Here is a 23,340-nt window from a genome sequence, read left to right on the forward strand (position 1 = left end):
CGGGCGGGCGGGCCCCCCCCCCCCCCGGCTCAGTCGCGTACGCAGACGAAGATCGCGGTGCCCGGGATCATCCGGCCGCGGGTGGGGCTCCAGCCGCCCCAGACCTGCAGCAGATCCGCCGGCCATTCCGGCTCGACGAGGTCGACCAGGCGGAATCCGGCCGCGGCCACCTCGCGGACCCGCATGCCGAGCGTGCGGTGGTGCTCGACATAGGTGGCCTGGCCGCGGCCGTCCTGCTCGACGTACGGCGTGGTGTCGAAGTAGGAGTGCGTCACCGTCAGGCCCTCCTCGCCCGGGTCGTCCGGGAAGGCCCAGCGGATCGGGTGGGTGAGCGAGAAGACCCAGCGGCCGCCCGGCTTGAGCACCCGGTGCACCTCGCGCATGATGCCCGCGCCGTCCGGGCTGAAATTGAGCGCTCCGTAGGCGGTGAACGCCAGATCGAAGACCCCGTCGCCGAAGGGCAGCGCGGCGGCGTCGGCCTGGACCACCGGGACGTCGGTGCCGTGCCCCTCGTCGATCCGGCGAGAGTGCTGCAACTGCCGGTACGAGAGGTCCAGCGCCACCGGCCGGGCCCCGCGGGCCAGCAGGGCGCGCGAGCACTGCGCGGCCCCCGCCCCGATCTCCAGGACGGTCCGGCCGGCCACGTCGCCGAGCAGTCCGGCCTGCTGCTCGTCCAGTCCTTCCGGACCCCAGACGAAGCGCGCGTCGCCCAGGAAGTCGCCGTGCTCGGCCTGGTACTCGTCCGCGTTGTCGTCCCACCACGAGCGCCCGGCCCGCACGCTCTCGGCGGCCCCGACCTCGCGCCGCGCCACCCCGGCCTCGTCCTCGGCCGCGTCGTGGCCGGCGGCCGAGGACGACTGCGGCGGATCCGGTAAATCGGAGATTCCAGGGGAATCAGGAGTATCGGAGGCGTCCGCGCGGAGATCGTTCATATGACTTGCCTCACGTGCTGTTGTTCGGGATCGGCGTACGTTATCGTGCGCGCGTGCGGGAATAAGCACAGGTGGCCCCGGGGGCCGCCGTGCGGGCGCGTCGCGGTCGCCCCCCGCCCGTCATCCCGCGCGTTGACCGCGCCTGGGCAGCCCCGTATGCTGCAAGTTGCGCCGCGGGCCTGCGTGAACTCAGACGGAGCAGGTCGCGCTCACCTTTGTCGTTGCATTTCGGTCATGGTTCTTTGGCTGTCAGTCTCCGACGGGGCGAAACCGGGTCCTGGAGCGTGGTTTTACCGACGACTTCTGTCCGTACCGGAGCCCTTTCCCACATGACGAGCAGCACCGAGGCCACTCGAACCACCCCGCAGGTGGCGGTCAACGACATCGGTTCCGAGGAAGCTTTCCTCGCCGCGATCGATGAGACGATCAAGTACTTCAACGACGGCGACATCGTGGATGGCGTGATCGTCAAGGTCGACCGGGACGAGGTCCTGCTCGACATCGGTTACAAGACCGAAGGCGTCATCCCCTCCCGCGAGCTGTCCATCAAGCATGACGTGGACCCGCACGAGGTCGTCGCGGTCGGCGACAACATCGAGGCCCTCGTTCTCCAGAAGGAGGACAAGGAAGGCCGCCTGATCCTCTCGAAGAAGCGCGCCCAGTACGAGCGCGCCTGGGGCACCATCGAGAAGATCAAGGAAGAGGACGGGATCGTCACCGGTACCGTCATCGAGGTCGTCAAGGGTGGTCTCATCCTCGACATCGGCCTCCGCGGCTTCCTGCCGGCCTCGCTCGTCGAGATGCGCCGCGTGCGCGACCTCCAGCCGTACGTCGGCAAGGAGCTCGAGGCGAAGATCATCGAGCTGGACAAGAACCGCAACAACGTGGTCCTGTCCCGCCGTGCCTGGCTCGAGCAGACCCAGTCCGAGGTCCGCCAGACGTTCCTCACGACCCTGCAGAAGGGTCAGGTCCGTACCGGCGTCGTCTCCTCGATCGTCAACTTCGGTGCGTTCGTGGACCTGGGCGGCGTCGACGGCCTGGTGCACGTCTCCGAGCTGTCCTGGAAGCACATCGACCACCCCTCCGAGGTCGTCGAGGTCGGCCAGGAGGTCACGGTCGAGGTCCTGGACGTCGACATGGACCGCGAGCGCGTCTCCCTGTCGCTGAAGGCGACCCAGGAAGACCCGTGGCAGCAGTTCGCCCGCACCCACCAGATCGGCCAGGTCGTTCCGGGCAAGGTCACCAAGCTGGTTCCGTTCGGTGCGTTCGTGCGCGTCGACGAGGGCATCGAGGGCCTGGTCCACATCTCCGAGCTGGCCGAGCGCCACGTGGAGATCCCGGAGCAGGTCGTCCAGGTCGGCGACGAGATCTTCGTCAAGGTCATCGACATCGACCTCGAGCGCCGTCGCATCAGCCTCTCGCTGAAGCAGGCCAACGAGGCCTTCGGTGCGGACCCGGCCGAGGCCGAGTTCGACCCGACCCTCTACGGCATGGCCGCGACGTACGACGACGCGGGCAACTACATCTACCCCGAGGGCTTCGACCCGGAGACCAACGACTGGCTCGAGGGCTACGACAAGCAGCGCGAGGAGTGGGAGCGGCAGTACGCCGAGGCCCAGACGCGCTTCGAGTCGCACCAGCAGCAGGTCGTCAAGGCCCGCGAGGCCGAGGCCGAGGCGGCTGTCGAGACGGGTGCCGCGGGCGGCTCCTACTCGTCGGCTCCGGCCGAGGCTCCGGCCGGCGGTGGCGCCCTCGCTTCGGACGAGGCGCTCGCCGCGCTCCGCGAGAAGCTCGCGGGCGGCCAGAGCTGAAAAGCTCGACCGCTTGAGCAGTAAGTGAAAGAAGGCCCCGCCCCCGAGGCGGGGCCTTCTTTCGTTTCCCCTCGGGAGTTCTGCCCGGGGGGTCACGCCTTTTACACCAATTGCCACACTCCGCCACCCGAACGGGTCATCAAGCCACCTCCCGAACCTGCCGAGGCACCGCCTCCGGCGAAGGGGCGAAGGGGCGAAGGGGCGAAGGGGCGAAGGGGCGAAGGGGCGAAGGGGCGAAGGGGCGAAGGGGCGAAGGGGCGAAGGGGCGTTCACTGGTCCAGCGCGCAGCGGTCCTCGGGCATGTCGGGGCGTCGGGCGGTCGGGTGACAGTTCGTCATGTGGTGGGGGCTTGTCGGGGCAAACTGCGCGGGAGGGTGGGGGCAGGCTCTAGGGTTTCGGTGGGCGGCCGGGATCTGCGCGGCCGGTGGCGAAGGAGCGCTGCGGCGTGTACGTGTCCTCCAGCCGCAGTCAGGACACCGCTGCCGGGGTGCAGCGGGGCCCCTCGCGGGCGGGGGGTGCGGTCACAGCCAATGTGGTCGCGCTGGGCATGGTCAGCATGGTCACCGACATATCGTCGGAAATGGTCAGCGCTGTCATGCCGGTGTACCTGGTGGTCGGACTCGGTCTGTCCATACTGCAGTTCGGGTTCCTGGACGGGCTCTACTCCGGGGTCACGGTCTTCCTGCGGCTGGCCGGCGGGCATATCGCCGACCGGTTCTCGGCGCGCAAGAAGGTCGCGGCGGCGGGCTACGGGCTGTCGGCGGTCAGCAAGTTGGGCTTCCCGCTGGTCGGCGCCTCGGTGCCCGGGATCGGGACGATGCTCGCGGTGGACCGCGCCGGCAAAGGCCTGCGGACCGCGCCGCGCGATGCGCTGATCTCGCTGTCGAGCACGCCGGAGGCGCAGGGGCGGGCATTCGGGGTGCACCGGGCGCTGGACACCGCCGGGGCGTTCGCGGGGCCGCTGATCGCGTTCCTGATCCTGTCCGCGGTGGCCACGGCGTACGACGCGGTCTTCGTGGTGAGCTTCTGCGTCGGGATGCTCGGCCTGCTGATGCTCCTGCTGTTCGTGCGGGACCGCCCGGGACCCGCCGGGGGAGCGAAGGCCGCCTCGTGGCGCGCGGGCGTCGGGCTGCTGCGCGATGCGCCGTTCCGGAAACTCTGCGGCTGCGCGGCGCTGCTCGGGCTCGCCACGGTCAGCGATGCGTTCATCTTCCTCGTGCTGCAGCGCGAACTGGACATCAAGGCGTACTGGTTCCCGCTGCTGCCGCTCGGCACCGCGGGCGTCTACCTGCTGCTCGCGGTCCCGGCCGGGCGGCTGGCCGACCGGCTCGGGCGCCGCCGGGTGTTCCTGGCCGGGCACTTCGCGCTCGGCGGGGTGTACCTGCTGCTGGCCGGCCCGGTGAGCGGGACCGCGCTGCTGGTCGGCACGTTGGCGCTGCACGGAGTCTTCTACGCGATGACCGACGGTGTGCTGATGGCCGCCGCGGGCGCCGACCTGCCGCCCGCGCTGCGGACCAGCGGCCTTGCCGTGCTGCAGACCGGGCAGGCGGCCGGGCGGTTCTTCTCGTCGGTGGCGTTCGGCTGGGCGTGGACGCAGTGGGGGCCCGAACGGGCCGTGATGTGGTCGGGTGCCTTGCTGGCTGTCGGGGTGGCGGTCAGCGCGGTGGTCTTGGGAGGGGCGCGGGTACGTGGACGCTGACGTGGAAGCCGGACCGGAAGAGGTGCAGGGCGACGAGCCGGTGGGCGCGGTGTTCACGCGCGGCCGCGTGCTCGCCTTCACGCTCGCCTTGGTGCTGCTGGCGGGCGTGGGCGTGGCGTACACGCTGCACGCGGTCGACCGCGAGGACAAGAAGAAGTACGGCGGGTCCGGCACCGCTCCGGGCGCGACGCCGATACTGCTCACCGCCGGCCCGCAGCCGCGGCTGCTGTTCCGCAGCACCGAATCGGGCCCCGGCTACGGCCACTTGGCGACCGTTTCGGCCGCCGACCCGAGCGGTCCGCGGCTGGTCGGCGAGCGCACCTGCGACCGGGTGTTCGCCGCCGCCGGCACCGCGCTGTGCCTGTATGTGGACCGCGAGGTGATCGCCCGCAACTACGCGCTGGTCCTGGACGACAAGTTGGCCGAGGTGCGCCGGGTGGAGCTCTCCGGCACCCCGAACCGGGCCCGGCTCTCCGCGTCCGGGCGGATGGCGTCGTGGACCGTGTTCGTCTACGGCGACTCGTACGCCGGCTCGTCGTTCTCCACCCGCACTTCGGTCCTCGACACCCGCACGGGCGCGCTGGTCGAGTCGCTGGAGGAGTTCGAGGTCACCCGGGACGGCAAGGACGTGCGCACCCCGGACCGCAACTTCTGGGGCGTCACCTTCACCGCCGACGACAACGTCTTCTACGCCACGATGGCCACGATGAACCCGACCCGCACCTATCTGGTGCGCGGCGACCTGGCTGCGAAGAAGGCGACGGTCCTGCGGGAGAACGTCGAGTGCCCCTCCCTGTCGCCGGACGGGACCCGCCTGGTGTTCAAGAAGAAGGTGTCCGACGACGCCCGCAAGCCGTGGCGCCTCTACGTGCTGGATCTGGCCAGTGGCCGCGAGACCGAACTCGCCGAGGCGCGCAGCGTGGACGACCAGGCCGTGTGGCTCGACGACCGCACGGTCGCCTACGACCTGCCGGCCGGCACGGGCTCCTCGTCGGACGTGTGGGCGGTCCCCGCGGACGGCACCGGGTCGCCCGTGCGGCTGGTCGCGGGCGGCTTCTCGCCGGTCCCGCTGCCCTGAACCGGCGCCCTGCCGGGCCCCGGCCCACCCCGCGCTTGACCCGTAAGGGGTGGGGCAATGCCACAGTTCTGTTACGACGGCGCACAGTGAGCACGGCGTGCGAGACCGTGGGGTGTGCGGCCTGACCTGCGCAGACCGCAGGCTTTCCGGGGGACCGGGACGCGCTGCGGCGGCCCCGGAGCTGTGGACGCGCCGACCTTGGCGGTCCAGGGGGTCGCGTACCCTAAGCCCTTTGACGCCTGTTGCGTGCTCGCCCGTCTTCGTCGGGGGACTTGGCTTGCGGTGGCCGGGCCGCGCCTGCCCCAGAACCACTCGGGGCCGGCACGCCCAGTACCGTCGCGACGTGTGGAGATGAGGGGTTCGAATGGGCTCTGGTGGGTTTCCGGCCACCGGGCAGGTAGTCGGCATCGTCACCGGCACCGACGCTGCGCTGTACCGCGAGGTACGCGGGCGCACGGAGCACCCGCTGGTCCAGCGGGCCGGCAAGGCGCTGTCGTTCGCGGGTGAGCACGGCGGGGTCTTCCTGGCCACCGGGCTCGTCGGCGCCGCCGTGGACCGCGACCGCCGTGCCCAGTGGCTGCGCGCCACGGCGACCATCGCCGCCGCGCACGCGGCCAGCATGGCCCTCAAGCGCGTCGTACGGCGCCCGCGGCCGGCCTTCGAAGGCCTGGAGCCGCTGGTGCGCACCGCCGGCAAGCACAGCTTCCCCTCCTCGCACTCCGTGTCCGCGGCGGCATCCGTGGTCGCCTTCCGGGGCCTCGTCCCCGCGCAGGTCACCGTGCCCGCGGCGGTGGCGATGGGCTTCTCCCGACTCGTCGTCGGCGTCCACTATCCGACCGATGTGATCGGCGGCGCGGCCATGGGGGCCGCATGTGCGGCGCTGGGCCGCTCCTGGACGCAACGGCCGATTCCCGTACCGAAAGGCCCGTCGACGTGAGCACCTTCGAGATCGACGCGTCGCCCGAGCAGGTCGGCACGGCGGCCGAGGCGCCGCCGCAGCCGCCGCGCGGCGGCCTCGTGGGCGGGCTGATCCGGCTCGCCCGGCCCAAGCAGTGGGTCAAGAACGTCCTCGTCTTCGCGGCGCCGCTGGCGGCCGGGCGGATCGACGAGTGGGACGTGATGCGGCAGTGCCTCATCATCTTCGCGATCTTCTGCATAGCGGCTTCGTCGATCTACTACGTCAACGATGCGTTCGACGTGGAATCGGACCGCCGGCACCCGAAGAAGAAGTTCCGGCCGATCGCCTCCGGCGTGGTCCCGGTCAAGCTGGCCTGGATCCTCGGGCCGGTGCTCGCGGTCGGCTCGGTGCTGCTGTCCGTGGTGCTGTGCAACCCGGGGACCGCGCTCATCGTGGGCCTCTACATCGTCATGCACATGCTGTACAGCTTCGCGTTCAAGCATGTGCAGGTCCTCGACCTGATGATGGTCGCCTCCGGGTTCCTGTTCCGGGCGATGGTCGGCGGTGTGGCCGCGGACATCCCGCTGTCCCGCTGGTTCCTGCTCACCGCGGGCTTCGGCTCGCTGTTCATGGTGGCCGGCAAGCGGTACTCCGAGATGGTGCTGATGGGCGAGGAGGCCGCCAAGACGCGCGCGTCCCTGGCCAACTACTCCATCACCTACCTGCGCTTCGTATGGCAGATGTCGGTCGCGGTCACGGTGCTCACCTATAGCCTTTGGGCGTTCGACATCCCGCAGGACGACGCGACCTTGGCCTGGCAGCAGCTGTCCTTGGTCCCGTTCGGCTTCGTCCTGCTGCGGTACGCCGTCTACGTGGACGCCGGCACCGCGGGAGCACCCGAGGACGTCGTCCTGAAAGACAAGGTCATCGTCGGACTCGGGTTCGCGTGGCTGCTCATGTTCGTCCTGGGAGTGTTCCATGTCTGACGGCCCTGCGGCCGGCTTCTTCCCCGCCGGGCGGCGCACCGCGCTGACCGGCTGGGGGCGCACTGCTCCGAGCGTCGCGGAGGTCGTCACACCGATGACCCGCGAGCAGGTCGGCGCCGCACTGCGGCGCCGCACCGAGCGCGGCGTGATCGCCCGAGGCCTGGGCCGGAGCTACGGCGACCCGGCGCAGAACGGCGGCGGCATCGTCCTCGACATGACCGCCATGAACCGGGTGCTGGACGCCGACCTGGAGAACGGCGTGGTCACCGTCGAGGCCGGGGTCAGCCTGGACCGGCTGATCGAACTGTTCGTGCCGTTCGGGTTCTTCGTGCCGGTCTCGCCGGGCACCCGGCAGGTCACCGTGGGCGGCGCGATCGGCGCCGACGTGCACGGCAAGAACCACCACGCCAAGGGCAGCTTCTGCGACCACGTGCTGGCCATGGACCTGCTGCTCGCCGACGGCACGGTCCGCACCGTGACGCCGGACGGCGACCCCGACCTGTTCTGGGCGACCGCGGGCGGCATGGGGCTGACCGGCATCGTGCTGTCCGCGGTGGTGCAGATGACCCCGATCGAGACCTCGCTCGTGTCGGTGGACACCGACCGCACGCGCGACCTCGACGAGGCCATGGCGCTGATGGCCGAGACGGACGAGAAGTACACGTACACCGTCGCCTGGCTGGACTGCCTGGCCAAGGGCCGCAACCTGGGCCGCTCGGTCATCACCTGCGGCGAGTTCGCGCGCCTCGACGAACTGCCCGCGAAGAAGCGCGGCCGCGCGCTGCGCTTCAAGAGCGGCACGCTGGCCACCATCCCGGACCTGGTCCCGGGGCGGCTGCCGAACAAGTTCACGATGGGCCTGTTCAACGAGCTGTGGTACCGCAAGGCGCCGCAGCACAAGGTCGGCCAGCTGCAGGGCATCACCGCGTTCTTCCACCCGCTGGACCTGGTCCAGGAGTGGAACCGGGTGTACGGCAAGACCGGGTTCCTGCAGTACCAGTTCATCGTGCCGTTCGGCCGCGAGGACGCGCTGCGCCAGGCCGTCGAGAAGATCAGCGCGGCCGGGGCGCCGTCCTCGCTGACCGTGCTCAAGCGCTTCGGCCCCGGCAACCCGGGCTACCTGTCCTTCCCCAAGCCGGGCTGGACGCTGACCCTGGACTTCCCCACCAACACCCCCGGCCTGGTGCGCCTGCTGCACCAGCTCGACGAGCTGGTGCTGTCCAACGACGGGCGCATGTACCTGGCCAAGGACTCCCGGATGGACCCGGCGGACCTGGCCCGCATGTACCCGCGCCTGGAGGAGTTCCGCAACGTGCGCGCCAAGGTGGACCCGGACGGCGTGTTCGTCTCCGACCAGGCCCGCCGCCTCGGCCTCGCCTGATCCGGCCGGTCCCGGCACAGTCCGACCACTTCCGAAGGAACCACGGTGAAAGACGCTTTGGGCGCACCGCAGTCGCTGCTCATCCTGGGCGGGACGTCCGAGATCGCGCTGCACACGGCCCGCAAACTGGTCGCCGAGCGGGTGCGCCGCGTGGTGCTGGCCGGCCGTCCGTCCGGGGCGCTCGACGCGGCCGCCGAGGACCTGCGCGGCCGCGGTGCGCAGGTCGAGGTCGTCGCGTTCGACGCGGCCGAGCCGGAGACCCACGAGAAGATCGTCGACGAGGTCTTCGCGGGCGGCGACATCGACGTCGTGCTGCTCGCGTTCGGCGTGCTGGGCGACCAGGAGTCCGACGAGCAGGACCCGGTGGCGGCCGCGCAGGTCGCGCAGGTCAACTACGTCGGCGGCGTCTCGGCCGGGCTGTCCTCGGTCAAGGCGCTGCGCCGTCAGGGGCACGGCTCGCTCGCGGTGATCTCGTCGGTGGCCGCCGAGCGCGCCCGCAAGGCGAACTTCATCTACGGCTCCTCGAAGGCCGGCCTGGACGCGTTCGCGCAGGGGCTGGCCGACAAGGTGCACGGCACCGGCATCCACGTCATGGTCGTGCGGCCCGGCTTCGTGAAGACCAAGATGACCGAGGGCATGCCGGACGGGCCGATGGCCACCACGCCGGACGTCGTCGCGGACGGCATCATCAAGGGCCTGCGCCGCAACGCCACCACGGTGTGGGTGCCCGGTCCGCTGCGGTTCGTGTTCTCGGCGCTGCGGCACGTGCCGCGGCCGATCTTCCGCAAGCTGCCGATCTGACCGGGCCGATCGCCCGACCGCTGATCCACCGCGAAGGGGGCGGCCCTGACAGGGCCGCCCCCTTCGGCGTACTCCGGACGGACCCTGCGGGCTACGGCCGCACCCCGACGTCCTCCGGCCGGGCCGCGGTCGCGACGAGGTTCTCCGGGGCGGGCGGCAGCAGCGGCCGGGCCGGGTACTTCGGCGCCGCCGGACCGGCCGCGAAGGCGCGCAGGATGTTGTCCGTCATGCGCTCGAGCACCGCACGGCTGACCGGGTCCACCGCCATCTCATGGCAGGCGCCGCGCAGTTGGCACGGCCAGTACGTGGTCCCCGCGGAGAACACCCCGGCTCCGGACGGCGCGGTGTAGTAGGACATGGTCCCCATCGCGGCGGACGGGCCGATGCGCAGCGGCGCCGCGGCGATCACCCCGAGGCCGGGCGGGGTCGCCGGGTCGCCGGGCAGTGCGACGTCGTACTCGCCGCCCAGCGAGTTCGCCAGCACCTGCCCGTCCTTCACGCCGGTGCCCGCGAAGATCCACGAACCGGCGTCCAGCACCCGGAACGAGCCGACCACGCCCAGGCCGCCCCACGTCGACCCGACCAGCCGGTGCTCGCCGCGGCTCAGCGGCGACTCGCGCCAGGTGACGGTGGCCTGCTGCGGGTCCTGGGCGGCGAGCGGGTCCTCGGCGGATTTGCGGTAGACCGCCATGCGGCGGTCCTCGCCGGCGGCGGAGGGCTCCAGGCGGGTGTGCCAGTAGACCGTGTTGGCGCCGAAGAACGCGATGTTCACGCCGCGGTCGCGGGCCGCCTCGGCGGCGTCGTACATACGCCGCGTCCAGTACTCGTTGTGCCCGCCGATGATCAGCGCCTTGTGCCGCAGCAGTTGCGAGGGGCGCCGGTCCACGTCGATGTCGGTGGCGTAGTCGACGTCCAGGCCGGTGCGCTCCAGGGCCTGCACCATCGGGATGTCGTACCAGGCGGGGACCAGGTAGCCGCTGCCGGTGTACGGGCGTTCGAAGCTGGCCACCCGCGCCCGGTCGCTGCGGGCGCCGGACGGGTCCTTGGGGCCGCTGTAGAGGCCGTAGCCCCCATAGGTGTTGTAGGCCTGCGCGGTCAGGTTGGCGGCCTGGAACAGCAGCGGCGCGGCACCGGCGTCGTTGCGCACGGTCAGCTGGATGCCGTAGGCGCTGCCTGCGTCGTTGCGCAGCACCAGCATGTAGTAGCCGGGCGGCCAGTCCTCGCCGACCCGGAACTCCAGCGCCACCGGCCAGTCCGCCTCGACCGTGTACGTCGGCGGTTCGGCGGGCGGCTTGGCCGGCGAACCCCCGGGCACGCCGCTCGCCGACCACACCTCGCGGCCGCCGGTCCCGCCGTACCAGCCCAGCCGGTACGCGGTCAGCCGCGCCGGGCCGGGGCCGGTGACACGCAGCCGCACGGTCTCGCCGCAGGCCACGCTGTCCTGGTCCAGGAAGCCCATCAGCGGCGCGCCCCAGCGCTCCGGGACCCGCCAATCGCCGGTGCCGGGCCGGGTGTTCTCGGCGGCCACCCAGCCTGCGGGCCGGGCCTTCAAGGCGCACGGGGCGCCGGCGGGGCCGCTCCGGTCGGCGGGCATCGCCGCGGCGGGGAGGGCCTGGCCCGGCGCGGCGCGGGCGGCCTCCGAGCCGTCCGCGCCGGAGGGCTTCGGGGCACCGCCGGAGTCGCAGGCGACCGAAGCGGCCAGGAGTAATGCGGTCGCCAGCGCGGCGACCCGGGTACGGCGCATGGGCTCCTCGATCGGCCGTTCGCGGGCGGACGGGCGCCGGATGGGTCGGCGCCAAGCGGCCACCACGCTATAGGGGCCGACGTCTGATTTCTTATGATTTGCTGCGTTTCACCAGGGGAACACCCCATCGCACGAGTGGTGGTGCACGCCCCGGCGCGCACCCGGCGCGCGGACCGGCCACCTCGCGCCCTGCCCGCGCGTGGCGCGCACTACGCTGACGCCTCATGGTCAACGTGGGACTCACCGGCGGCATCGGATCCGGCAAGAGCGAGGTCTCGCGGCGGCTCGCCGCGTACGGGGCGGTCGTCATCGACTCCGACCTCATCGCACGCGAGGTCGTGGCCGTGGGCACGCCCGGACTCGCCGCGCTCACCGCGGAGTTCGGGGCGGACATCCTCGCCGCGGACGGCAGCCTGGACCGCCCCAGGCTGGGCAGCCTGGTCTTCGCCGACCCGGACAAGCTGGCTCGCCTCAACGCGATCGTGCACCCCCTGGTCGGCGCCCGCGCCGCGGAACTGACCAAGGCGGCCGGCGACGGCGCGGTCCTGGTCAACGACGTACCGCTGCTCACCGAGAACAAGCTCGAGAAGCTGTACGACATCGTGGTCGTGGTCGACGCCGCCCCCGAGACCCAGCTCGACCGGCTCATCCGGTTGCGCGGCATGACGGAGACGGACGCCCGCAACCGCATGGCCGCGCAGGCTGCGCGTGCGGACCGGCTTGCGATCGCCGACATCGTGATCGACAACGACGGCCCGATGGAGGCCCTCGAACCGCAGCTGCGCGCCCTGTGGGAACGCCTCACCGGCGAGGCCCCGCCGCCCGCGGAGTAGCCGCAGGGGGAGCGCGAAAGCACGGGCGGGCCGTCCACCGGCTGCGCCGAGGACGGCATTTCCCTGCCGCCGGACCCGGCCCGGGTCGCAACCCGGCGCCGCGCCGCGTCGTTGAGCCCGGGACACCCCCGGCCCCAGGACGGACGCGCGATGACGGTGGACCACGGCCCCGGCTCACTCACCGCGCCGAGCGCGGCCGGCGCAGCGCCTCTCCGGCGACGGCCGCGGCCGTCTCGGCGCGACGTTCTGCGGATCGGCTTCGCCGTCGCCTGGCCCCTTGCGCTCGCCACCTGGCTCACCTATGCCGTCGGCCGCTACGGCTTCGGCGCCATGGACCAGGGCTTCACCCAGGCCCTCAGCTGGCGCATCCTCGACGGCCAGGTCCCGCACGCCGACTTCTTCTCGCCCCGGCCGCTCGGCAGCGCGGTCTTCCACATCGTCGACTTCGCCCTCCCCGGCCCGCTCATGCTCGGGCAGGCGTGGATCGCGGTCCTCCAGTTCGTCGTCTCCGCGATCGCGCTCACCGTGCTCGTCACCGGCCGCCCGTGGACCCGGTTCGGGCCGCTCCTCGTCGGCCTCACCAGTGCCGCGGCGATGGTCAACCTGCACATGTGGCCGGCCATGACCTGGCACACCACGGACGGGATCTTCTTCGCCTCGCTCGGCTGGTGCCTGCTGGACCGCGGCCTGCGCCGGGGCAGTGCCGCGGCGAGCCGGTGGGGGCTCTTCCTGAGCGGATACGCGGTCACCTGCAAGCAGAGCTTCGCCCCCGTCGCGCTGGTCGCCCTCACCCTCCTCTTCCTGCACCCGCGGCGGCGCGACCGGCCCACTCGGCGCGGCACCGCCCGCGACCTGGCCGCACTCGCCGCCGCGCCCGCCGCGTACCTCGCCTGGGTCGTCGCAGGCGGCGGCACCGCCGAGCTGCCCGACCAACTTCTCGGCGCCGACAGCGTGTGGGGCGAGCGGCTGCTCACCCTCATGCCGGAGATGCTCCGCACCGAGCCGCGGCAGGCCTGGCTGCTCGGCGCCTATCTGGCCGTCCTCGCCACGCTCGCAGCGGTACGGAACGCCGCTGCCCGCGGCCGCTCCGACCGGATGCGCCGGGCGGCCCGATGGGCCGATCCGGCCGCCTGCCTGGCCGCCACCGCACTGCTCGCCGCCGAGATCGCGCAGGCCCGCCTCGTCTTCGCGGAGATCGCCTACTCCTGCGTGCTGTGGTGGATGCTCGCCGCCGCGATCGCCGCCGACGCATGGGGCCGCCGCCGCATCCGCACCGGCGCCCCGCTCGTCCTCGCCCTCGGGTGGATGGTCAGCCTGTCGTACGGCTACGACGTCCCCGCCCTGCTCGCCGGCTCGCTCGGGCTGACCACCGCCTTCGTCCTGTGGCGCGGCGCTCCGACCCCTGCATCTCTCCTGGCCCCCGCGGTCGCCCCGGACCGCCGGGCCCGGCTGCTGCGCGCCACCGCGCTGACCGCCGCAGGCGCGGCCGTGCTCGTGCTGACCGCGGGACGCCTCACCGCCGTGCGCGACACCCACACCTACATCGACGGCGGCCGCCCCGAGCTCACCTGGGACCTCGGCTCGGTGTCCGCCGAGATGCGCGGCATCCGGACCAGCCCCGGCACGCACCGCTACCTGGCCCAGATCCGCGACTGCGTGCGGGCCCGCCCGGCCGGCCGCATCGCGGTGCTGCCGGACAACGCCTTCGCGTACGCCGTCTTCGGCCTGCACAACCCGTTCCCGCTCGACTGGACCTACTCCATGGAGGTCACCAACCCCGAAGCCGAGAAGCTCATGCTCAAGCGCGCCAAGGAACTGGACCGCGAAGGGGACTACCTCGTGCTCTTCCAGACCCTCGACACGCGCTTCGCCGCGCAGCCCGGCTATGTCCCGCGCAGCGTGCCCCCCGACCAGCCCGTCCGGCACTGGACCAAGCGCAACATCGAGGCCAAGGTCAAGCGCGAACTGCACGGCGAGACGTTCGCGTGCGGGTCCTTCGTCGCGGTCTGGGCCCCGCCCAAGGCCCGCTGACCTGCCCCGGACCCGGCCCGGAGCTGCCCCGGCCCGGCCCCGGCGCAGCCGCCGCGCGCGAACCCCCGCGTTTGTCGGACCGAGGTCGTACGGTTGACGCGTGCGACCCATTACGGAACTCGAACGCAAAGTGGCGCCCTTCGAGGTCGTCAGCCCCTTCCAGCCGAACGGCGACCAGCCGCGCGCCATCGACGAGCTGGAGCACCGCATCCGCGGCGCCGAGAAGGACGTCGTGCTGCTCGGCGCGACCGGCACCGGCAAGTCGGCGACCACCGCGTGGATGATCGAGCGCCTGCAGCGGCCCACACTGGTCATGGCGCCGAACAAGACGCTGGCCGCGCAACTGGCCAACGAGTTCCGCGAACTGCTGCCGAACAACGCGGTCGAGTACTTCGTCTCGTACTACGACTACTACCAGCCCGAGGCGTACATCGCGCAGACGGACACCTACATCGAGAAGGACTCCTCGATCAACGAGGAGGTCGAGCGGCTCCGGCACTCGACCACCAACTCGCTGCTGACCCGCCGCGACGTCGTCGTGGTCGCGTCCGTCTCCTGCATCTACGGCCTCGGCACGCCGCAGGAGTACGTGGACCGCATGGTCCCGCTCAAGGTCGGCGAGGAGATCGACCGCGACGCGCTGCTGCGCCGGTTCGTCGACATCCAGTACGCCCGCAACGACCTGGCGTTCACCCGCGGCACGTTCCGGGTCCGCGGCGACACCATCGAGATCTTCCCGGTCTACGAAGAGCTCGCGGTGCGCATCGAGATGTTCGGCGACGAGATCGAGTCGCTGATGACCCTGCACCCGCTCACCGGCGAGGTCGTCACCAACGACCAGCAGCTCTACGTCTTCCCGGCCACCCACTACGTGGCCGGCCCCGAGCGCATGGAGCGCGCGATCGGCGGCATCGAGAAGGAGCTGGCCGACCAGCTCGCCCTCTTCGAGAAGCAGGGCAAGCTGCTGGAGGCGCAGCGGCTGCGCATGCGCACCACGTACGACATCGAGATGATGCGCCAGATCGGCACCTGCTCCGGCATCGAGAACTACTCGCGGCACATCGACGGCCGCGAGGCCGGCAGCGCGCCCAACACCCTCCTCGACTACTTCCCCGAGGACTTCCTGCTGGTCATCGACGAGTCGCACGTGACCGTCCCGCAGATCGGCGCGATGTACGAAGGCGACGCCTCGCGCAAGCGCAACCTCGTCGACCACGGCTTCCGGCTGCCGTCCGCGATCGACAACCGCCCGCTGAAGTGGGAGGAGTTCCAGGAGCGCATCGGCCAGGCCGTGTACCTGTCCGCGACCCCGGGACCGTACGAGCTGTCCCGCGGCGACGGCGTCGTCGAGCAGATCATCCGCCCCACCGGCCTGATCGACCCCGAGGTCGTGGTCAAGCCGACCGAGGGCCAGATCGACGACCTGGTGCACGAGATCCGCACCCGGGCCGAGAAGGACGAGCGCGTCCTGGTCACCACGCTGACCAAGAAGATGTCCGAGGACCTCACCGACTACCTGGTCGAGCTCGGCATCCGGGTGCGCTACCTGCACAGCGACATCGACACGCTGCGCCGCATCGAGCTGCTCCGCGAGCTGCGGCTCGGCGAATTCGACGTGCTGGTCGGCATCAACCTGCTCCGCGAGGGCCTCGACCTTCCCGAGGTGTCGCTCGTCGCGATCCTCGACGCGGACAAGGAGGGCTTCCTGCGCTCCGGCACCTCGCTGATCCAGACCATCGGCCGCGCCGCCCGCAACGTGTCCGGCCAGGTGCACATGTACGCAGACCGCATCACGCCGTCCATGGAAAAGGCGATCGACGAGACCAACCGGCGCCGCGAGAAGCAGATCGCCTACAACGAGGCGAACGGCATCGACCCGCAGCCACTGCGCAAGAAGATCGTCGACATCCTCGACATGATCGCGCGCGAGGACGCCGACACCGCCGAGCTGATGAGCGGCGGCAAGGGCCGCCAGAAGGCCCCGGTGCCGACCGCCGGACGCAAGCTCGCGGACGCCAAGGACCTGCCCGCCGCCGATCTGACCGACCTGATCGGGCAGCTCACCGAGCAGATGCACGCGGCCGCGTCCGAGCTGCAGTTCGAGCTCGCGGCCCGGCTGCGCGACGAGGTCGGCGAGCTGAAGAAGGAGCTCCGCGGCATGAAGGCGGCCGGAATGGCGTGACCGGCAAGCGGCTCAGCCTGAAAGAATGCCCACCTGGCCGGGTCGGGAACCATATCTCCGCGGAATGGGTCCACACCTGAGGGAACGACCCGTCGAATCGGATCGTCATGAACGATAGGTTCATCACCGATCGGTGCTCGCCGGAACCCTGAGACGGGGACTCCGGCGGGGCACTACGCTGCGGTTGCTGCGGCCCCCGGGCCGCGGGACAAGCTTTGTGAGGGGAGACATCACAGTGTCCGTCAACATGGTCAAGGGTCAGCGCCTGTCGCTCGAAAAGCAGGGTGGCGGCCAGCTGACCCTGGTCCGGATGGGCCTGGGCTGGGACGCGATCAAGAAGAAGGGTCTGTTCGGCAGCCGCGAGCGCGACATCGACCTGGACGCCTCGTGCGTCCTGTTCGCCGACCAGCAGCCGGTGGACGCCGTCTACTTCGGCCACCTGGTCAGCGACGACGGTTCGATCCGCCACACCGGTGACAACCTCACCGGCGCCGGCGACGGCGACGACGAGTCGATCATCGTCGACCTGACTCGTGTCCCCGTGCACGTGACGCAGATCATCTTCACGGTCAACTCGTTCCAGGGCCAGACCTTCCAGGAGGTCGACAACGCCTTCTGCCGCATCGTCGACGAGACCAACGGCCAGGAGCTGGCCCGCTACACGCTCTCCGGCGGCGGTCCGAACAACGCCCAGATCATGGCGAAGCTCTACCGGCACGGCGACGGCTGGAAGATGAGCGCGATCGGTGAGCCGGCCAACGGCCGCACCTTCACCGAGCTCATGCCGGCCCTGGCCGCGCACCTGTAACAGCACCGGCAATCCTTGACGGGCCGGGGCCTGGCCGGACGACCGGCGGCCCCGGCCCGTGCGGTTCCGTCCCGCGGGGGGCGGGGAGGGGAACGCACATCATGACCACCGGACTCGTTCGGGGGCAGAACCTGCCGCTGCCCGCACTCCAGGTCGCCGTCGACGTGGCCGCGCAGTGCCCGGTCGAAGTCGTCGCCGTCCTGCTCGACGCCGACCTCAAGGTCCGCGACGACGCCGACGTGGTCCAGCGCGGCGGAGCGGCACTCGCCGGGATCGCGGTGCGCGACCGCGGCATCGACGTCGACCTCGCGCAGATTCCCGAGCAGGTCGACCGCGTCATGGTCGCGGCCACCCTCGAAGGCAGCGGCGTGGACCGCTTCGGCGCGGTCGCCGCACCGGTCGCCACCGTCACCGCGGGCGGCACCGAGGTCGGCACGTTCACCATCACCGACCTCGGCAGCGAGCGCGCCCTGCAGGCCGTCGAGCTGTACCGGCGCCAGGGCGCCTGGAAGGTCCGCGCGGTGGGCCAGGGCTACGACGGCGGCCTGGACGCGCTGCTGCGCGATGCCGGCGTCGAGCTCCGCGCGCCGATCGTGGACCGGGCCCGCACCCGGCTGGCCGGCCCGGCCGCGCCCGTGTACTCCGCCGCGACCCCGCCCGCCGCCGGCGCCCCCGGCACCCCGGTGCCGCCGGCCGCCGGCTTCCCGACCGCCGGCCTCCCCGGCGCCGCCGCCTCGATGTCCGCGGACCAGGCCGCGGCCCGTGCCGCGGACGCCGCTGCCGCGGCCGCCTCGGCCGCGTCCGCGCTGAGCGACGAGCAGCGCGAGGCCGCCGCCCGGGAGGCCCGCCGGGCCGTGGAGAAGCTCTACGAGCAGGTCTGGGGCATCTTCGAGGACGCCGCCCGCTCGGCCGCCTCGTACCGGTCCTCGGTGTCCTTCGCCGACAACCGCCTCGACCAGGACCTCGCGGACGTCCTGAACGACCCTTCCGCGCGCACCTCGCCGGCCGGCCTCGCCCTGCAGGACACCGCCCGCGCCAAGCACCGCGAACTGGTCGAGCGGGCCCGCGCCGGACTCGACAAGGACTCCGCGCAGCTCGCCGCCGAGGTCGCCCAGCTGGAGCCCAAGCTGCCGCCGGAGATGGCGCGTTGGGACTCGCCCGCGTGGGCCGGCTGGCGGGCCCCCGAGGACACCGCGCTGGCCATCCGGCTCGGTGACCTGCACCTGCCGGAGAACCCGCAGCTGCGCATCCCGATGGTGCTGCGCCTCCCGATGGAGCGCGGGCTGTGGATCGACAGCGGCGCGACCGGTGTCGACGACGAACTCGGCGTGGCGGGCGAGGCGGTCCGCGCCCGGGCCGGCGAACTGGCCGTGACGCTGGCCGCCCGCATGCTCGCGGCGTTCCCGATCGGCGACCTGAAGCTGCACGTCATCGACCCGGAGGGCAAGGGCGCCGCGTCCGCGCCGTTCGCGCCGCTGGCTGCCAGCGGGCTGCTGGTCGGCGCCGCGGCGACCACCGCGCCGGAGGTCGCCGCGCTGATGGGCCGGCTGATGGACCGCGTCGAGCTGGCCCGGATGGCCATCGAGAGCGGCGCCACCGACGCGCTGCCCGAGCACATCGACTTCAGCCGCCAGCTGCTCGTGGTGCACGGCTTCCCGTTCGGCTTCGACGACCGCACGATGACGCAGCTGCGGCACCTGGTCGAAGAGGGCCCGCGGGTCGGCGTGCACGTCATGGTGGTCGGCAGCCGGGCGGACGCCGAGTCGTTCGGGCCGCTGCTCGACCCGCTGTGGCGCGCGATGCTGCGCCTGACCCCGATCCCCGAGGACCACATCGCGGACCCGTGGGTGCACCACTCGTGGACCTACACCCCGGACCTGCCCTCGGACGGCACCGGCGTGACGCAGACGCTGCTCACCTGGGTCGCGTCCAGCGCGGCGGGCGGCCGCTGAGCCGCCGCCACCACGCGTACGGCAGGCGCCGGTTCCCCGCTCCGGGGGCCGGCGCCTGCCGCGTCTCCGGCGTACGGCGCGCCACTAACGGGTGGTTTGGCGGAGATGTCGCCGGGTGCCGGAGGCCGCGCCGCTAGGGTGTGCGTGGCCTTCCGGTCCCCAACCCCTCGGAGTGCAAAGCGTGTTCTCGTATGCCGGCATCCCCGGACCCCGTAGCGCCACCGGGTCGGAAGGGGCGGTCGGACCGGGCGGCTCGGGCGGGCCGGTCGACGTCGCGGAGCTGGAGTTCGCGGTGGTCGACCTGGAGACCACCGGCTTCTCGCCCGGGCGAGGCGACCGCATCGTGGAGATCGGCGTCGTGCGCATCGCCGGCGACGGCCGGGTGCTGCGCGAGTGGACCACGCTGGTCGACCCGGGCCGCGGCGTGGGCGCCACGCAGGTGCACCGCATCACCGCGGCGGACGTCGCCGGAGCGCCCCGGTTCGCCGACATCGCGGGGGAGTTGGCCGCACTGCTGGCCGGCGCGGTCGTGGTCGCCCACAATGCGGCTTTCGAACAGCGCTTCCTGGAAGCCGAGTTCGCCGCGGCCGGGGTCGACCTGCCGACCCTGCCCGCGCTGTGCACCATGCGCCTGGCCAAGGCCACCGGCCTGCCGGTCGACGACCACAAGCTGGGCACCTGCTGCGCGTACTTCGGCCTGGACTTCCCGGACGCGCACGCGGCCCTCGCCGACGCCCGGGTGACCGCGCGGCTGCTGCCCCTGCTGCTGCGTTCCGCGGGGGCGGCCGCACTGGTGCTCGGGGCGCAGCCCTGCGAGGCGCCGGCGTACCCGGCGTACCAGGGCCGGCTGCGGCCGCGCCGCGGGTTCGAGCCCGCCGAGGCGTACTGAGCGACCAGGGGTCCGGCGTGTGAGCCGAGCCACGAAATACCACGGGAAGGTAAAGGCTTACTTGGTCTTTACTTTACCTTCTGGCATGCTGATGGCATCGGAGGGGAGTATTCCCCCTCGGCATGGTCGTCAGTACGACATATGCCCGCACGTCCCGATGGCGTAGCGGTGGATCATATGTCCGGCCCTGCCGGTCCGGGCCGCAGTTCGCGGGCCCGGACGGAAGAGACCTCCGGCATCGACGCAACCTGCCACGTCTGCCGGAGGCATTGTGGACGTTTCGCTGACCACCTGGATCGTGACCATCGTGGTCCTTCTCGCCCTTGTCGGCGTGGACCTGGTCATCAACCGCAAACCCCACGAGGTGACCCTCAAGGAAGCCTCGCTGTGGGGCATCTTCTGGGTCGCACTCGCGGTCATCTTCGGAATCGGCGTCTGGATCTTCTCCGGGGCGCAGTACGGCGGCGAGTTCTTCGCCGGCTTCATCACCGAGAAGTCGCTCAGTGTCGACAACTTGTTCGTGTTCGTCCTGATCATGGGCAAGTTCGCGGTGCCGCCGCAGTACCAGCAGCGCGTCCTGCTGGTCGGCGTGCTGCTCGCGCTGGTGCTGCGCGGCATCTTCATCGGCCTCGGCGCCGCGGTCGTCTCGACCTTCTCGTGGGTGTTCTTCATCTTCGGCGCGTTCCTCATCTGGACCGCGTGGAAGCTGATCAAGGAGGCCCAGTCCGACGAGGAGGAGGAGTTCGAGGAGAACGCCGTCCTGCGCTACGTCGAGAAGGTCGCGCCCACCACGAAGGAGTACCGCGGCACGAAGCTCTTCGTGAAGGAGCACGGCAAGCGCTTCGTCACCCCGATGCTCATCGTGATGATCGCGGTCGGCACCACCGACGTGCTCTTCGCCCTGGACTCGATCCCGGCGATCTTCGGCCTCACCCAGGAGCCGTACATCGTCTTCACCGCGAACGCGTTCGCGCTGATGGGTCTGCGGCAGCTGTACTTCCTCATCGGCGGCCTGCTCAAGAAGCTGGTCTACCTCTCCTACGGCCTCTCGGTGATCCTCGGCTTCATCGGCGTCAAGCTGGTGCTCGAGGCGCTGCACGGCCAGGGTGTGAGCACCCCGGAGATCGGCATCCCGCTCTCGCTGGGCTTCATCGTCGCCACGCTGGCCGTCACCACGGTGCTCAGCCTGCGCAAGTCGAAGAAGGACGCGCTGCAGGAACTGGCGGACGCGGACGCCGCGGGCACTGCGCCTGCTGCGGACGCTGCGGATTCCGCGGATGCCGTGGACAGCGCGGACACTGCGGACAGCGCGGTCAAGTAGTACGCGCACAGGCCGAGGGCGGGCTCCCCATCCCGGGAGCCCCCCCACCGGCGGTCCAAGAGCGGTGGCGGCTACCAGCCGCGCTCGCGCCAGGCGGTCAGCTGCGGGCGCTCGGCACCCAGCGTGGTGTCGTTGCCGTGCCCGGGGTAGACCCAGGTCTCGTCCGGCAGGCGCCCGAAGAGCTTCTCCTCGACGCCCGCCAGCAGCGTGCGGAACGCCTCGTCGTCGCCGAAGGTGTTGCCGACCCCGCCCGGGAACAGGCAGTCGCCGGTGAACAGGTGCGGGTGCCCCTGCGGGTCGTCGTAGACCAGCGCGATGCTGCCGGGAGTGTGCCCGACCAGGTGGACCGCGGTGAGCGTCACGTCGCCGACCGCCACCGTGTCGCCGTCGTCGAGGAGGCGGTCGGTCGGCACCGGGATGCCCTCGGCGTCGAACCGGCCGGCCAGCGTGGTCGCGCCGGTCGCGTCCACGACCTCCTGCAGCGCCTGCCAGTGGTCGGCGTGCTGGTGCGTGGTGAAGACCTGGCCGAGCCCGTCCGGGCCGACCAGGGTGGTGAGCGTGCCGGCGTCGTTCGCCGCGTCGATCAGCAGCTGCGCACCGGTCGCCCGGCAGCGCAGCAGATAGCAGTCGTTGTCGTACGGGCCGACCGCGACCTTGGTGATGATCAGATGCGCCAGTTCGCGGACCGCCGGGGTGCCGCCGACTTTGACCGAGCCGTGATACGTCGTCATGAAGTCCATACTCGCGCCCGGGCGCGGCGACAGCCAGGACATGCGGCCGGGCGTCGCCGGGCGTTCGTCACAACGTGCACGCTGCGCGTGCGGTCCGCATGCGTGCGCACCGCGGGTCCGCGGGTCACATCCAGGCGGGCAGCGGCGGCAGCGTGCCGGGAGGGTCCATGACCAGGCCGTCCCCGCCGGTGCGTCCGATCAGCCAGGCGAGCAGCGTGCGGCGGCGGCCCGAGACGACCGCGACCGGCGCGTACTCCTCGGGCCCTATCGCCAGCCGGCGCCCGGAGTCCTCGTCGTGCAGCATGAGCGGCACGGTTCCCGGGCGGCCGCGGAACGAGGCGGCCGCCTCGAAGAGTTCGCGGGTGGCGAAGTCGCCGGGCCAGTGCGCGGGGGTCCAGCCCGCGGCGAGGTCCACGTGGTGGATGTAGAGCTCGCGGATGCGCCGGTACGGCAGCTGCAGGGCGGCGAACTCGCGCCCGTCGCGGGCCGCGACCTTGGCACCCCAGGCAGCCGGCGACATCGACGCGAGGGCGTCGTGCAGCCGGGCCGACGCGGTGCGCAGGTCGGCGAGCAGGTCCTCGGGGGACTGCCGGACGGTCGCCTCGATGCCCGCTTCCCGGGCCCCGCCGGGGCCGTACATCGGGGTGGGCACGCCGGTGGCGGCCCAGTGCGCGAGGTTCCCGAGCCCGTCGGCGTTCCGGGCGAGGTGGGCCAGGACGTGGGCGCGGGACCAGCCGGGCAGCAGCGAGGCGCCGGCCAGGCGGTCCGGGGTCAGCCGCTCCGCGGTGTCCAGCACCTGCTGGGTGGCGGTGGACATCTCGTCCAGCAGGGCGGCTGGGTCGAACCCGTCCGTGGTCAAGCGTTCCTCCCGAGAGCCGGCCGATGCAGTCAGACCGTATCGGCTGGCGCGGCCCCCGAGCGACCCGATCGCGTGTACCGGCGGTCGACAGCGCGTAGCGGGGCCGGCACGCGTGCGGACCGGAAAACCAGCCACGTTCGAGTGAAACGTCGCCCGCTTGGGCCATCTTCGAAAGCTTGTGCGATAACCTGGGCTCGCAAACGGGAACAAACGCGGGCTCCGGGCCGCTTACGATGGCCGGGGGACCATGTCCGGAGCGCGGCTCGCGGCGTTATGCCAGACCGAGCCGCCGTCCGCCGGCGCCGCGGCGCACCGGGGGGCGACCGGCTTCCAGAGCGCCCTGGGCGGTGCGTCCGGTCAGGGCGCCGCTGCACCCAGAGCTTCCGCCCGAGCTCCGCCGGAGC

The 23,340-nt window shown here is 71.8% G+C and carries 18 protein-coding genes; 14 read left to right on the plus strand and 4 right to left on the minus strand.

Annotated elements, in window-relative coordinates; genetic code table 11:
- Positions 1 to 29: 29 nt before the first annotated feature.
- Complete coding sequence (locus tag LZ495_RS24955; protein WP_235055110.1) at positions 30 to 932, minus strand: class I SAM-dependent methyltransferase; 903 nt, start codon at positions 930 to 932, stop codon at positions 30 to 32.
- 329 nt (positions 933 to 1,261) lie between these two features.
- Here LZ495_RS24955 and rpsA point away from each other — a divergent pair, with 329 nt between their 5' ends.
- From rpsA to dprE2, 7 genes are all read left to right on the plus strand, one after another.
- Positions 1,262 to 2,743: a 30S ribosomal protein S1 gene (gene rpsA, locus LZ495_RS24960; RefSeq protein WP_235055111.1), complete on the plus strand. Its 1,482-nt coding sequence runs from the start codon at positions 1,262 to 1,264 to the stop codon at positions 2,741 to 2,743.
- Positions 2,744 to 3,188: 445 nt separating this feature from the next.
- Complete coding sequence (locus tag LZ495_RS24965) at positions 3,189 to 4,442, plus strand: MFS transporter (protein WP_235055112.1); 1,254 nt, start codon at positions 3,189 to 3,191, stop codon at positions 4,440 to 4,442.
- Complete coding sequence (locus tag LZ495_RS24970) at positions 4,432 to 5,520, plus strand: TolB-like translocation protein (protein WP_235055113.1); 1,089 nt, start codon at positions 4,432 to 4,434, stop codon at positions 5,518 to 5,520. Before LZ495_RS24965 ends, LZ495_RS24970 begins: the two co-directional genes overlap by 11 nt.
- A 364-nt stretch (positions 5,521 to 5,884) precedes the next feature.
- Positions 5,885 to 6,457, plus strand: coding sequence for a phosphatase PAP2 family protein (locus tag LZ495_RS24975; protein ID WP_235055114.1), 573 nt, complete (start codon positions 5,885 to 5,887; stop codon positions 6,455 to 6,457).
- Positions 6,454 to 7,404 carry a decaprenyl-phosphate phosphoribosyltransferase gene (locus LZ495_RS24980; protein WP_235055115.1) on the plus strand — a complete coding sequence of 317 codons (951 nt, stop codon included), beginning with the start codon at positions 6,454 to 6,456 and terminating at the stop codon, positions 7,402 to 7,404. The genes LZ495_RS24975 and LZ495_RS24980 overlap by 4 nt, the downstream gene beginning before the upstream one ends.
- The gene (gene dprE1, locus LZ495_RS24985; RefSeq protein ID WP_235055116.1) at positions 7,397 to 8,785 is read left to right on the plus strand and encodes a decaprenylphosphoryl-beta-D-ribose oxidase; all 1,389 of its coding nucleotides are present in this window, start codon (positions 7,397 to 7,399) and stop codon (positions 8,783 to 8,785) included. The genes LZ495_RS24980 and dprE1 overlap by 8 nt, the downstream gene beginning before the upstream one ends.
- 45 nt (positions 8,786 to 8,830) lie before the next feature.
- Positions 8,831 to 9,586, plus strand: coding sequence for a decaprenylphospho-beta-D-erythro-pentofuranosid-2-ulose 2-reductase (gene dprE2, locus LZ495_RS24990; RefSeq protein ID WP_235055117.1), 756 nt, complete (start codon positions 8,831 to 8,833; stop codon positions 9,584 to 9,586).
- Positions 9,587 to 9,677: 91 nt separating this feature from the next.
- Here the strand turns inward: dprE2 and LZ495_RS24995 are convergent, their stop codons facing one another.
- Positions 9,678 to 11,330, minus strand: a complete 1,653-nt coding sequence (locus LZ495_RS24995) for a N,N-dimethylformamidase beta subunit family domain-containing protein (protein ID WP_235055118.1) — start codon at positions 11,328 to 11,330, stop codon at positions 9,678 to 9,680.
- Between the two features lie 224 nt (positions 11,331 to 11,554).
- Here LZ495_RS24995 and coaE point away from each other — a divergent pair, with 224 nt between their 5' ends.
- From coaE to LZ495_RS25030, 7 genes are all read left to right on the plus strand, one after another.
- The gene (gene coaE / locus LZ495_RS25000) at positions 11,555 to 12,163 is read left to right on the plus strand and encodes a dephospho-CoA kinase (RefSeq protein WP_235055119.1); all 609 of its coding nucleotides are present in this window, start codon (positions 11,555 to 11,557) and stop codon (positions 12,161 to 12,163) included.
- Positions 12,164 to 12,313: 150 nt separating this feature from the next.
- On the plus strand, positions 12,314 to 14,194 hold the full coding sequence (locus LZ495_RS25005; RefSeq protein WP_235055120.1) for a hypothetical protein: 1,881 nt from the start codon (positions 12,314 to 12,316) through the stop codon (positions 14,192 to 14,194).
- Between the two features lie 100 nt (positions 14,195 to 14,294).
- Positions 14,295 to 16,376 carry an excinuclease ABC subunit UvrB gene (uvrB, locus tag LZ495_RS25010; RefSeq protein ID WP_235055121.1) on the plus strand — a complete coding sequence of 694 codons (2,082 nt, stop codon included), beginning with the start codon at positions 14,295 to 14,297 and terminating at the stop codon, positions 16,374 to 16,376.
- A gap of 235 nt (positions 16,377 to 16,611) precedes the next feature.
- Positions 16,612 to 17,184 (plus strand): TerD family protein, encoded by a 573-nt coding sequence (locus LZ495_RS25015; RefSeq protein ID WP_235055122.1) that lies wholly within the window; start codon positions 16,612 to 16,614, stop codon positions 17,182 to 17,184.
- 101 nt (positions 17,185 to 17,285) lie between these two features.
- Positions 17,286 to 19,136 (plus strand): TerD family protein, encoded by a 1,851-nt coding sequence (locus LZ495_RS25020; protein WP_235055123.1) that lies wholly within the window; start codon positions 17,286 to 17,288, stop codon positions 19,134 to 19,136.
- Between the two features lie 181 nt (positions 19,137 to 19,317).
- Complete coding sequence (locus tag LZ495_RS25025; protein WP_235055124.1) at positions 19,318 to 20,025, plus strand: 3'-5' exonuclease; 708 nt, start codon at positions 19,318 to 19,320, stop codon at positions 20,023 to 20,025.
- Between the two features lie 271 nt (positions 20,026 to 20,296).
- Complete coding sequence (locus LZ495_RS25030) at positions 20,297 to 21,346, plus strand: TerC family protein (RefSeq protein WP_235055125.1); 1,050 nt, start codon at positions 20,297 to 20,299, stop codon at positions 21,344 to 21,346.
- Positions 21,347 to 21,417: 71 nt separating this feature from the next.
- On the opposite strand, the gene LZ495_RS25035 is transcribed toward LZ495_RS25030, so the two are convergent.
- Together LZ495_RS25035 and LZ495_RS25040 are read right to left on the minus strand one after the other, a co-directional pair.
- Positions 21,418 to 22,077, minus strand: a complete 660-nt coding sequence (locus tag LZ495_RS25035; RefSeq protein ID WP_235055126.1) for an MBL fold metallo-hydrolase — start codon at positions 22,075 to 22,077, stop codon at positions 21,418 to 21,420.
- Positions 22,078 to 22,201: 124 nt separating this feature from the next.
- Positions 22,202 to 22,936 (minus strand): maleylpyruvate isomerase family mycothiol-dependent enzyme, encoded by a 735-nt coding sequence (locus LZ495_RS25040; protein WP_235055127.1) that lies wholly within the window; start codon positions 22,934 to 22,936, stop codon positions 22,202 to 22,204.
- Between the last annotated feature and the right edge of the window lie 404 nt (positions 22,937 to 23,340).

The organism is Yinghuangia soli (genome assembly GCF_021502675.1).
GTDB lineage: Bacteria > Actinomycetota > Actinomycetes > Streptomycetales > Streptomycetaceae > Yinghuangia > Yinghuangia soli.